The sequence below is a fragment of the Niastella koreensis GR20-10 genome (genome assembly GCF_000246855.1).
GTDB classification, from domain to species: Bacteria; Bacteroidota; Bacteroidia; order Chitinophagales; family Chitinophagaceae; genus Niastella; species Niastella koreensis.
In genome coordinates this window covers 3,901,721-3,914,817 of record NC_016609.1, presented here as the reverse complement: position 1 = coordinate 3,914,817, position 13,097 = coordinate 3,901,721, and the positions used below count along the sequence as shown (strand labels likewise).

The following is a 13,097-nucleotide window of genomic DNA, read 5'->3' as shown; positions in this document are numbered from 1 at the left end:
TTGCAATGAAACACAACAGGATCATTTTGTTTGTATCCCTATTGGTAATTGGTATAACATCGTGTAAAAAAGATAAGGACGATTCGTCGGCGCCAAAAGTTACCACCGGGGTATATGTATTGAGCGAAGGACTGTGGCAGCAAAACAACAGCATGCTTTCGTATTACAATAACACTACCGGCGTTAGCAGTACCGATTTTTTCGCCAAAACAAACGGCGGTACCGGACTGGGCGATACGGGTAACGACATGTTGATCTATGGTACCAAACTGTATATTGTAATGAATGAATCAGGGGTGGTAACTGTTGCCGATGCGCATACAGGTGTAAAGATCACCAACATCAGTTTTAAAACCGCCGGCAATGTAAACCGTCAGCCACGTTATGTAACGTCTTATAAAGGCAAAGTATTGGTGTCTAACTGGGATGGTAAAGTTTCAGTGATCGATACCACCAGCCTGGCTATTGAAAAGGACATCAACATCGGGCCCAACCTGGAGCAAATGGCTATCCTGGGCGATAAATTATATGTGGCTGTTTCCGGTGCATTGAATGCCGTGAGCGATTCAACGGTTTCTATAGTAGACCTGACCACCATGACCGAAACTAAAAAAATAACCGTAGGCTATAACCCCGGCTATATGACTTCAGATGAGGCTGGTAATTTGTACATCTCCTGTGGACCTGATTATGCCGGTTTGTATAAATCAAGACTGGTTAAAGTAAGCACTGCCACCAATTCAGTTGTAAAAGTAGCTGATACCGCAGTAGGCCGCATCAAATACTATAACAATGCCCTGTATGCCGCGGCCAGTTATTATGGCGTAGCAACCGTACGTAAATTAAGCACCACCGATTTTTCCCAGGTGAGCGCCAACTTCGTTACCGATGGCACCAAAGTAATGAACCCGTATAATGTGAATGTAGATCCTGCCAATGGCGATGTATACGTTACCGATGCAAAAGATTACAAAACTTCAGGCGAGGTATTTTGCTTTGATAAGAATGGTAATAAGAAGTTTAACTTCTCAACTTCACCGGCAATTAATCCCAGTACGATAGTGTTTATTAAATAGTGAGTTGTCAGTAGTGAGTTGTGAGTGAGCTCGCGATTTTTTAGACTTCTGAACAGTCGGGAACCCACTCACAACTGACAACTCACAACTCACTACTAGGGTTTCCTCGTCTCCAGTAGTTTAAAGAACTGCTCCTGATAAGTGATCCCAATAGGAATAATGCGGTCTTTGATCGTGATCTCCTGGCGCTCGATGGAAGTGATCTTGTCCAGCGCAATAATGTAGCTCTTGTGCACCCGTACGAAGCGATTGGGTGGCAATATTTCTTCCAGCTGCTTCATTACCTGCAGGGTAATAATGCGCTGGGTTTTTGTTTGAATGGATACATAGTTCTTCAGCCCTTCTATAAATAAAATATCGTCCAGCTCTACCCGCACCATCTTGGTTTCCACCTTCACAAAAATGTAACCGCCTGTGGCAGGGTAGGCGTCTTTAGGTTGTTCTGCCTTCTGGCCCGGGTTTTTCAGGTTATAAGCCTTTTCAGCGGCCTTGTAAAATCGTTCAAACGCAATGGGCTTTATCATATAGTCCACCACATTGTGTTCAAACCCATCGATGGCGTATTTGTCATACGCAGAGGTTACAATTACCTGGGCGCGGTTTTGCAGTAATTGCATAAACTGTACGCCGTTTAACTGGGGCATTTGAATATCCAGGAAAATGAGGTCGATGGGGTTTGTGTTAATGTGGAGCAAAGCCTCCATGGGGTTGTTAAAGGTGCCGGCCAGTTGTAAAAAAGGCACTTTGCCGATGTGGTTCACCAGCAGCTGAATGGCAAGGGGTTCGTCGTCTATTACCATGCATTGCAACATAGCAGGGACATTTTCATTCATAAAGGTAATTGTAATTTTACTTTATACACCTCCTCGTTTTGAGTTTCATGGAAAGTAAAATGGCTGCCATAGATAAGCTCCAGGCGTTTTTTTACATTCTGAATGCCAATGCCGCCCACTGTGTCTTTCAGATGACTGTTCTTGTAGTTTTCCAGGGAAAAATACAATTGCTCATCTGTTACGTTTAACTGTAAAATCACCGGTTTGCCGGGGTCGGTAAGCACCCCATGTTTGAAAGAATTTTCTACCAATGGGAACAGCAGAAGGGGAGCTACCCGTTTGGTGCAAACATCACCTTCAATGGAGAAGTTGAAATACACCCGTTCGGAACGGCGCATTTTTTCCAGGTCGATATAGCTGTTGATATGCCGGATCTCTCTTTCAAGCGCCACTTTATTGTTCTCATCCGCTTTTTCATACAACATATACCGCAGCAGTTCCGAGAGTTTAAGAATGCTGTTCCCTGCCAGTTTACTGTTTTCCAGTACCAGCAAGGAATAAATATTGTTCAGTGCATTGAAGAGGAAATGGGGGTTTACCTGCATTACAAGGAACGAAAGTTCGGCCCGTAATTTCTGGTTCTCCAGTTCGCGCCGGTTCTTTTCCTGCAGGTACCAGGCAACGGCCGAGCGATAGGCAATGGCTATTACAACAATGGAAAACGAAAAATAGATGTTCGTTTGAAAATAGGTTTTAAAGGGGGCGCTGAATAAGCCCCGGGTTCCCTGTGTTGCTTCCTGCCATTGCTCCCGGTAGGAAGCAGGCAGTTGTACAGTTTTATCGGCCAGCACATGCCCCATAAAATAAACCGAGATCCTGAATTTAAGGTAAGTTAATAACACGGGCAATACAAGACAGCTGATACTTAACCAGGCCCCCCTGGTTCTTTTAATTTCAATCTTTTGCATCAGGTAAAAAGCCGCCAGGTAAAACAGCAGGAAGTTAACAGTGGCTATTACCAGGAAGCTTTCACAAAAAAAGGCCCAGCCGATCCACGGTGCATTCAATGCCATGGGAAGAAAGGTGATCGCATATACAAGCAACCAGGTTGCCCAATGAGCAAAAAATATAAACAAAGGCCTTCTGTTAAAAAGCGCGGGCGTCAAAAGAGGCAATATTAAAATGTAGTGAACGTTTTTTAAATAGTATTGACGGCGGTAATCTATTGATTTAATGAAGGAAAGAAAATGACAAAGGATATATTGGTGTTTTTGCCGTACCAATTGCCGGTTTTAATGGATGAGTTTTCGTTACAGCGCATCCAGCAATTTGAAAAATTGTTCCTGGAAAGTAAGGCCAATGGGCACAATGCGATCCTGGATAGTTATTTCCTGGCGCTCGATGGAGCTGATCTTGTCGAGCGCAATGATGAAGCTTTTGTGTACCCGTACAAAACGGTTATGCGGTAAAGTTTCTTCCAGTTGTTTCATTGTTTGCAGGGAAATGAACTTTTGGGTTTTTGTATTGATGGATACATAGTTTTTCAACCCCTCAACAAACAAAATATCATCCAGTTCTATCCTTACCATTCTCGTTTCCACTTTTACAAAAATATACCCACCGGTAGCAGGTTGTAATTCTTTTGGCGGCTCCGGTTGCTGGTCGGGATTTTTTAGTTTATAAGCCTTTTCAACCGCTTTGTAAAACCGTTCAAACCGGATGGGTTTCAATAAATAATCCACCACATCGTGTTCAAACCCTTCTATGGCGTATTTCTGGTAGGCAGACGTGATAATTACCCGGGACCGGTTCTGTAACAGCTTCATAAACTGAATGCCATTCAACTGGGGCATTTGGATATCCAGGAAAATAAGATCAACGGGATGGTTGCTGAAACTGAGCAACGCCTCCATGGGATCATTGAACTCGTTGGTAAGTTCCAGAAAAGGCAGTTTGCCGATATGGTTTGCCAGCAATTGGATGGCCAGCGGCTCATCGTCAATGACCATGCAGGTGAACATAGAAGACATAATACGTTATAATGGTATGTTTAAATTTACAGTATACCTGTTCCCGGTTTTTATTTCCTGAAAGCTATGTTGTGCGCCATAGATCAACTCCAGTCGTTTTTTTACATTCTGCACCCCAATACCACCCGCTTTGTCCTTTTGGTAATTATTGCAATAATTGGCCAGTGAAAATTCCAGGCGGTCTTCAGTTACGTTCAGGAGTATGGTAACCGGGCTTTTAGCGTCAGTAAGAATGCCATGTTTGCAGGCGTTCTCTATCAATGGAAAGATCAGCAGGGGCACTACCATTTTACCATTTATCTCACCTTGTATGGAGAAATCAATATGAATGGGGCCCCGGTGACGGATCTTCTCCAGGTCAATGTAATTATTGATGTGCAGGATCTCTTTATCGAGCGGTACCAGGTCGCCCGCTTCCTCTTTTTCGTACAGCATATACCGCAACAGGTCCGACAGCTTCAACAAACTGTTGCCAGTCAATTTGCTGTTTTCCTGCACCGATAAGGCATAAATATTATTCAGGGCATTGAACAGGAAATGTGGGTTGATCTGGCTTTCCAGGAAGGCCAGTTCTGCCTTCAATTTCTGGTTCTCCAGTTCCCGCCTGCTTTTTTCCTGGAGGTACCAGGCAATAACGGAGCGGTAAGCTATGGCAACCACCACAATCGAAAATGAATAGAACAGATTCGCCTGAAAATAGCTTCTGAAGTGGTAGCTGAAGATCCCCAGGGGCTTGGTTGTTTCTTTATGCCAACGCTGCTTCAGGAATTCAGGGGCATTTATATTGTTATAGAGCGCCTGCCCGGTGAAATAAGTATAGAGCCGGAATTTCAAATAAGTAAACAAGATTACCAATACAATACAGCTTATAGCCAACCAGATCCACCTGGTTTTTTGCATGCCCAGCCCGCGCAACAGGTAAAAAGCTACCACGTAAAATAAAAAGAAGTTAACAGAACTCAACCCCAGATATTGCTGGTAAAAAAGGGTCCAGTTGATCCTGGGGGCATTTAAGGCAGTGGGAAGATAGCTAAGCGAATATATAATGATCCAGGCCGCCCAGTGAGCAAGCAAAACAGGGAATGGCCTTCGATTAAAAAGCAGCGGCGTCAAGGTTTCAATATTAAAAAGTAAACAAACTCAATTTTAAAAATGCAATTGACCACAGTAATCTATTAAAATATTGGGCGTACAATTTTTTCAATGGACATGTTGTTGTTTTTGCCGGACGAATCAATGGTATTGGTTGATGAAATTTTGGTCAGTCTGAAGGGAATATTGGTCAACTGGAATGTCCAGTTTGTAGAACAGTCAAAACAACCTCCCAAAACTCTGTTAATTTAACATTCCAGTATTCCAAAACCTATAACTCGCTAATGAAAAAAACGAAGCTTGTAATTGCCTTTGGCGTTGTACTGCTATGTCTTGTCAATACACTATATGCGCGGGAAAACTTTCAGGTCATCAGGCGCGACAGTATTCCTTCCATCTATCACAAAGTCAGGATCTATGTTAAAGACCTGTCGGGCGACACGGGCTTGAACAAAGCGCTTGTCATGATTGGTAAACACAGGTTTTATACAAATGAGAACGGATATGCAGAACTTGATTCGGTGAAAAACTACCAGGTGGTCAATATCTCAAGGATCGGTTATTTATCGCAGGATAAAAAGGTAGAACCGGAGTTGACGGTTCGCCTGATTAAACAGGAAAGGGATGTGCCGCTGGAAGATTTTACAAACGGTTTGTACCAGCGCCCGCTTGAAAATACGGCGGCTGCTTACTCGGTCATCGATGGCGCCGAATTGCGAAAAGTAAATGCCCTCAACTTCATCAGCGTTCTAAGATATTTTGCTCCCTCCTTAATAGTTGAAGTAAATAATTATACCGGCAACGATCCCAATGCAGCCCCTGCTATAAGTATCAGAGGCCGCAATAATTTTCCAGCATCAGCTACCATGGCCACCCATGGAGGTGTTTCCAATACCAATGCGCAATTGAATCCCTCCACCGGCGATTTTGTAGCCAGTGACATTTATAACCCCAACCAGCCGGTGATAATATTGAACGGGGTACAGGTTGCCTTGCAAAGTGTGCTTGATATAGATGTGAACCGCATTGAAAGGATCGTGGTGTTGAAAGATGCGGTAGCCACGGCAGCTTATGGCGCCCGGGGTGGGAACGGCGTATTGCTTATTCAAACCCTGAAGCCGAAAGCCGGCCGTATGAACGTAACATATACCGGCCAGGTGCAAATTGCTTCACCCGATCTGTCTTCCTATCATTTACCAACCGCAGCAGAAAAGCTGGGTCTTGATAAAGCAGCAGGGGTATACACAAATAATGCCGCAGCCTGGCAAAACAGGCAGCAGCAGGTAGATGATGGGGTGAACACCAACTGGCTGGCTGTACCTACTCAAACGGGCATAGGACAACGCCATTCATTATCGCTCGAGGGGGGGGACCTTGATATTGCTTATGGAGCAGATGTGGCGTATAATGCTATGCAGGGGGTGATGAAAGGTTCCGGCAGAAAGAACATCAACCTGGGCGCTTATTTAAATGTACACGTAAAGAATGTTTTTTTAACCAATTATCTTTCCGTAACCTCTTCCAAAGCAGCTAATTCCCCATATGGCAATTTTGCCGACTATGCCAAACAGAATGCTTTCTGGGACCCCGTTAACCCGGTGACCCATGGATTTAAAAAGCTGTTGGATATGTATGCCAACCCCGATACGGTGCGTTTTTTCAATCCTGCCTGGAACGGCGGCCTGTCTACCACCAATACAACTGATTATTCAAGGCTGAGCGATGTGCTGTCTGCTGTCTGGAGCATCGGGAATGGTTTCAAACTGAGCGGCAGAATGAGTATCAGTAAACAGTCGGATGAAACCAACAACTTTTTGCCACCCAGTCATCTTGCCTTTGCCAACTTTCCGCCCGATAGTTTTTTTAAAAGAGGTACCTATACGCAGATTGCAAATGATTTCCTGAGTATTGATGGTAATCTGAACCTGGATTATACTAAAAAGATCGACCGGCACCAGCTGTATGTTTCCACGGGTGTAATTGCCCAGCAAACCAACAGCCAGTCGGCTGGTATTACATTGGCTGGTTTTACCAGCGATAAATTCGCTGACCTGGCTTTGGGCAATGCCTATCTCAATACCAGGCCCGATGCGGGTAAAATAACCACCCGGCTTATTTCAGGTTATGGTAACCTTGGTTATAGTTACGATAACCGGTATCAGCTGGAAGGCACTGTCAATGCCGATGAGTCGTCTCAATACAGTAAAAATCACCCAGCTACAATCCATTGGTCCGCCGGGGCCAGCTGGAGCCTGCACCAGGAACATTTTTTCCAGCCAAATAACATTCTTTCCACTTTACGTTTATATGGCAGCGTAGGTACAACAGGCAACCTGTTTTACCAGAGTTACCTGGGAAAAACCAGTTTTAATTATATCACAAGCAGGCAATATGTATCTACCGGTTCAACAGGATTGGGGACCCGCGATGTTGGGATCGGCGCTTATTTAACCGGTTTTGGCAACGAAAACCTGCAGGCGCCTGAAACACAGCAACAGAACGTGGGTATGGATGTAAGCCTGTTCCGGAACAGGATCTCACTAACAGTGAATGCCTACCGAAATACAACCACCAACCTGGTGTTGCCGGTTACTTCACCGGTGTATACCGGTTTCCAGAACTTCAGTTATTACGATAATGGCGCGGACATAGAAAATAAAGGCCTCGAGTTTGATCTGAATGCCCAGCTTATCAGGGATACAAAAAAGAAGCTATTCTGGAGTGTGCGGGTAAACGGGATCCATAACGAAAACCGCATCACTGCAGTTACCGATTACCTGCAAACGCTGAACACGCTCAATGATGCAGCCACTACCGACCAAACCAGGCCTCAACCCCGGTATGTAAAAGGGGAATCGTTGACCGGCATCTGGGCGGTTAAGTCGTTAGGCATTGACGCTGCAACCGGCCAGGAAAAATTTGTAAAGGCCGATGGCACCGAAACGTTTACCTGGGATGCCGCCGATAAGATACCGGCCGGTGATTATGACCCAAAATGGCAGGGTTCTTTCGGCACCTCTGTAACGGTAAAAAACTGGAGCGCAGACTTCTATTGTTTTTACCAGTACGGCGCTTCAGCATACAACCAAACCCTGGCCAACAAAGTGGAAAATGCCAACCTGATGTATAACGTAGACAGCAGGGCGTTGAATAACCGCTGGAGCCAGCCGGGCGATAATGCGTTGTATAAAGCCGTTTCGGTAAATGGGTTAAAAACAGATCCAACGTACGCCACCACGCGTTTTGTTGAAAAGAACAATTACATCAGCAATGCGGTGGCTTCCTTGCGCTACAGCCTGCCTAAATCTGTTCTTGCCAGGATAAAGTCAAATTATACCAGGGTAGGGCTTACCGCCACCAACCTGTTCCGTTCGGGCGGCATGAATGCCGAAAGAGGTATTTATTATCCTTTCAACCGCACCTATACTTTTTCACTGACAACCGCTTTCTAACCGCATAAACGAATTGATATGTATAAAAGGAAAAATAGCATGATCATTCTGTTCTTAATTCTTGTGACCGGCGGGGTGGCGGCGTGTAAGAAATGGGTGAATGTGGATGCTCCGTTACAGGTGAATGAAAAAACTGTTTTTGCCAGTGAACAGGGTTTCCGTGATATATTGAACGGGGTGTACCTGAAAATGGGAGACTCCACGCTGTATGGCCGCGAATTAACCTATGGCTTGTTATCGGTATTGGGCAGAAGTTATGATACCACCATCTCCCCGGCAATCAGGAATATCTATTACCAGGGTGTTCAGTATAATTTTCAGGATAACGATGTAAGGGCCGTAATGGCGGGCATGTGGTCTGGCATGTATCAGTGCATCGCCAACCTGAATTATTTACTCACGAATATAGAAACACATCAAACCCTTTTGGGGAATAGTTATAGCGCCATTAAGGGGGAAGCCCTGGGGTTACGGGCCTTTTTATACAGCGACCTGGTGCGTTTGTTTGCGCCGGCGCCCGCTGTAGACCCGGATGGAGCATCCGTACCCTATATTACCCAACTGAGCCCATATGGCTCAGTTGCAATGCCAACAAGCGCCGTGATCGACTCGTGTATAGCAGATCTGGTTACGGCGCAATCGCTGCTGCCTGCCACGGATGCAAACGTATCGCATATCACCGGCGCATCAGTTAAAGCCTTACTGGCCCGCCTGTACCTGTACAAAGGCGATCTGCTGAACGCCCAGAGCTATGCCCTGGGGCTCATCAACAGCAAACAATTCCCCCTGTATACGGCTAACCCCGGCACTACCACGGCCAATGATTATATGTTCCAGAAGGAGCATTTGTTCTCTTTATACGCCAACCAGGGGCTTATGTTTAGTTATACCAAATATATTTTGACCGCGGTGCCGGCGCTTGGCCTGGCGCCGCAAAGCCAAACGGCGCTGTTTGTGACCGGAGCCGGTGCCCTGGCCAATGACTGGCGTAAAACATTTGCTGATCCCGCAACGGGTGCTACAACAGGAACGGTTATTACACCCAGGAAATTTTCTACAAGCATCGGCGGTTATACAGGTTTTAATGTGCTGCCTATGATCAGGATCACAGAAATGTATTATATCGCGGCGGAATGCGCCACTGCTTTCAAAGATTCCCTGGCGGCCACCAATTTACTGGATTCGGTACGTACCAGACGTGGATTGCAGAATTATGGATATGTAAACACAACAAACCCCGGAACGGGCACAAAGCTGAGAACCGACAGCCTTACCAAAGAGATTGCCCGGGAATACCAGAAGGAGTTTTTGGGCGAAGGCCAGGTGTTTTATTACTATAAAAGAAAGAACCTGCCTTTCAGTACCCTTCCATTTACAAGAGTGCCCACGGTGGCCGGCGCCTCCTACGTATTTATAAAGCCGGAATAACCTGATGGCTACACGAAAATGATCGATCCCAACATGAATGACTGTAAAAATAAAATAACTGGTATGCGACCAATAACTGCTAACCTGATAAAAACAGGGCTGTTCTGGCTGGTTTTACTGATAACGGGCGGCGCTTTTGCACAAAGTACCATCGATGTGGTAAGAGGAGTAGTGAAAAACGAGAATGGGGAAATTATGTCAGGCGCCTCGGTGACTGTTCAGAAAGCCCATATTTCTGCCAATACAAAAAGAGACGGAAGCTTTGAGCTGCACAATGTTCCGGTGGGCGCCACCATTGAGGTGTCGTTCGTGGGTTATGATAAACATGAGGAAAAATTGAAACCCGGGCAAACGGTCATCAATATTTCTATGCGGGTGCCCAATTACCTGATGGACCAGGTAACGGTGAATGTGGGTTTGTATAAAAGACCGCAGGGAAATTTTACCGGCGCCGCCAAAACCATCAGCGGTGATGAGCTGAAAACCGTTAACCCTACCAGCGTGCTAAAAGCGCTGGCCGCCCTTGACCCTTCGGTGCGCATTACAGACAATAATGCGATGGGCAGCGACCCTAACAACCTGGCGAAGATCCAGATCAGGGGACAGAATAATTTACCTGCCGACCTGCAGAACGCGGGCAGTACTAAAACCACTTTTTCAAGTACGGCTGTGACCAATGGCGATATTATGTCGGGTTACCTGCAAAACCCTAATCAGCCCCTGATCATTCTCGACGGATTTCAAACCACCTTGCAGGCACTGAGTGATATGGACATCAACCGCATTGCCAGCATTACTATTTTAAAAGACGCGGCGGCCACTACGGCCTATGGATCAAAAGCAGCCAACGGGGTAATAGTAGTGGAAACCAAACAGCCCATCCAGGGCAAAACCCAGGTATCGTACGCCGTGAATTTTAATGTACAGGTACCCGATCTTACATCCTATCACCTGCTCGATGCCGAAGGCCTGCTGGAAGCACAGCGGCTGGCGGGGGTATATGCCGATCCGGCCAATCAATACCGCGACGTGGCCCTGCAACAATGGTACGATTACCGCCTGCAACAGGTTCGCAGCGGGGTAAATACCTACTGGTTGAACAAACCCGTGCGTACAGGCATTGGCACCAATCATAGTTTAACCATAAGCGGGGGCAGTAAATTTACCCGGTACACGTTAACCATGAACTATAATAATACTGTGGGGGTAATGAAGGGCTCTGAGCGCAACGTGTTTGGTTTGAATAACCAGATAACGTATTCAAAAGACAAGATCCGCTTTTCAAACAGTACCGGGGTCACTTATGGTAAAGGCAACAATTCACCCTGGGGCGTTTTTAGCGACTATGCCAACCAGCTCCCTTTCTTCAAACCAACCGATTCTGCAGGTAACGTATTAAAGATCCTGGAACCGTCAAATATTCAATTAGGTATTGGAGTTGCTGCACCGGGCGCCCCTTATACCAATGCTGCTTACAATTCCCACCTGAGGGTAATAGACTATAGCTATTATTACACCCTCACTAACAAAGCAGGTTTTGAATGGTCCATCATGAATGGCCTGCGGATGAATACCTCTGTAAACATAACGCTGAATCTGCCGGGTGCTGAACAGTTTTTTCCGCCAGACCATACCAGTTTTGCAAAAGCGGTTTCCGGCACCACCTTCACCGACCTGGGTTCATATGCTCAAACCCGTGGCCGTAACAATGTGATTGATACCCGCTGGGGACTGGATTATAACAAGAAACTGGGCGATCACAGCTTTTTGGCCTCTGTTGGTAGTACCCTGCAATCAACCACAAGCAATACCACCCAGATAGCAGTAACCGGCATTCCTTACGATAATATGGCCGCACTGGGTTTTGCCAATGGGTATGGACAAAATACAGTACCCGGTAGTACTAAAAGTATTACCCGCACCCTTTCATCTTATGCAAGCGTAAGTTATAATTACCTGAGCCGGTATACCCTTGAAGCCACGGGCGCCATAAGCGGGTCGTCGCAATTCGGGGCCGATAACCGCCTGGCGCCTTTCTGGGCCTTCGGGGCCTCCTGGGCGGTAGACCGGGAACCCTTTTTCCCGCAAAACCCCATCATCCAGCAATTGAAGGTAAGGGCCACCACCGGTATCACGGGCAGCCAGAACTTTCCTGCCAGTCTTGGGCAATCCCAATATCAATACAATTTTCAAAACAATTACCGCCTGCAAACTGGCGCCAATTTAATTGCCTATGCCAATCCCGACCTGAAATGGCAACAAACCCTCAAGAACAACCTGGGAGTTACGGCGAGCCTCTTTAACGGCCGGTTAAATGTGGCGGCTGAACTGTATGAAGAAAGAACGAATAACCTCATTTTGCCGCTCGATGTAGCGCCGTCTACCGGTTTTCCCAACTACCAGAACAACCTGGGTTCAACAAAAAGCACCGGGTACGAACTTAGTGTAAACGCACCCATCATCCGTAATAAACAACAGAATATCTACTGGTCGGTGTTCGGGAATGCAGGAAGCGCCAGAACCGTGATCACCCGGTTGTCGCCCGCCATCGACGTGTTGAATAAAGTTAATAATACCGATAAGAACCTTACCGACCAGGTTACCCCCTTGCCCCGCTACGAGGTGGGCCAGTCGATGAGCCGCATCTGGGCCGTGAGGTCACTGGGTATAGATCCTGCCACGGGTAAAGAAGTGTATGAAAAGCTCGACGGCAGCCAGACATTTATCTGGGACCCTAACGATAAAAGACCTGTCGGCGAATCTGCTCCGACGATCAAGGGAATGGTCGGCACCAATTTCATTTACAAAGGCATTTTCATTAACCTCAATTGCACTTTCCAGTATGGCGGCCAGTCATATAATCAAACCCTGGTTGACAAAGTGGAGAATGTAAATCTTGTCAGTGCCAACGCCGATGAACGGGTACTTACCGAGCGATGGAAAAAACCGGGCGACCGGGCTTCCTTCAAAAGCCTGGTAGCGAATGGCGCTAATAGTTCTTTACTAATTACCAAATCCACTTCACGATTTGTACAGGACGATAACTACCTGGCTGCAAGCAGTGTCAGTGTCGGTTATACGTTCCCCGGTAACCTGTTGTGGGTGAAAAAAATGCACCTGTCAACCCCCAGGCTGGCCATTACCCAGAACGATGCCTTCCGTTTGGCTACTATTAAAAATGAACGGGGCACCAGCTATCCCTTTGCCCGCAGTTACAGTTTTGGATTATCAACCTCGTTTTAACAA

8 protein-coding genes are annotated in these 13,097 nt (G+C 46.3%); 4 read left to right on the top strand and 4 right to left on the bottom strand.

The window, feature by feature from the left end; translation table 11 throughout:
- Positions 1–5: 5 nt before the first annotated feature.
- Positions 6–1,076, top strand: coding sequence for a YncE family protein (locus NIAKO_RS15210; RefSeq protein WP_014219338.1), 1,071 nt, complete (start codon positions 6–8; stop codon positions 1,074–1,076).
- A gap of 95 nt (positions 1,077–1,171) precedes the next feature.
- Here NIAKO_RS15210 and NIAKO_RS15205 read toward each other — a convergent pair whose 3' ends face one another.
- The 4 genes from NIAKO_RS15205 to NIAKO_RS36815 all read right to left on the bottom strand — a co-directional run bounded on the left by NIAKO_RS15205 (position 1,172) and on the right by NIAKO_RS36815 (position 4,992).
- Positions 1,172–1,909, bottom strand: a complete 738-nt coding sequence (locus NIAKO_RS15205; protein ID WP_014219337.1) for a LytR/AlgR family response regulator transcription factor — start codon at positions 1,907–1,909, stop codon at positions 1,172–1,174.
- Positions 1,906–2,985, bottom strand: coding sequence for a sensor histidine kinase (locus NIAKO_RS36820; RefSeq protein WP_242675451.1), 1,080 nt, complete (start codon positions 2,983–2,985; stop codon positions 1,906–1,908). Before NIAKO_RS36820 ends, NIAKO_RS15205 begins: the two co-directional genes overlap by 4 nt.
- 174 nt (positions 2,986–3,159) lie before the next feature.
- Complete coding sequence (locus NIAKO_RS15195; RefSeq protein WP_014219335.1) at positions 3,160–3,879, bottom strand: LytR/AlgR family response regulator transcription factor; 720 nt, start codon at positions 3,877–3,879, stop codon at positions 3,160–3,162.
- A 6-nt stretch (positions 3,880–3,885) separates the two neighbouring features.
- Entirely contained in the window at positions 3,886–4,992 is a 1,107-nt protein-coding gene (locus NIAKO_RS36815) for a sensor histidine kinase (protein ID WP_014219334.1), read from the bottom strand.
- A gap of 263 nt (positions 4,993–5,255) precedes the next feature.
- On the opposite strand from NIAKO_RS36815, the gene NIAKO_RS15185 reads away from it, so the two are divergent.
- The 3 genes from NIAKO_RS15185 (at position 5,256) to NIAKO_RS15175 (ending at position 13,094) form a co-directional block, all read left to right on the top strand.
- A complete protein-coding gene (locus NIAKO_RS15185; protein ID WP_014219333.1) occupies positions 5,256–8,423 on the top strand; it encodes a SusC/RagA family TonB-linked outer membrane protein in 3,168 nt (1,055 codons plus the stop codon).
- An 18-nt stretch (positions 8,424–8,441) separates the two neighbouring features.
- On the top strand, positions 8,442–9,851 hold the full coding sequence (locus NIAKO_RS15180) for a RagB/SusD family nutrient uptake outer membrane protein (RefSeq protein ID WP_041346788.1): 1,410 nt from the start codon (positions 8,442–8,444) through the stop codon (positions 9,849–9,851).
- Between the two features lie 63 nt (positions 9,852–9,914).
- Positions 9,915–13,094, top strand: a complete 3,180-nt coding sequence (locus NIAKO_RS15175; protein WP_014219331.1) for a SusC/RagA family TonB-linked outer membrane protein — start codon at positions 9,915–9,917, stop codon at positions 13,092–13,094.
- The last annotated feature ends 3 nt before the right edge of the window (positions 13,095–13,097 follow it).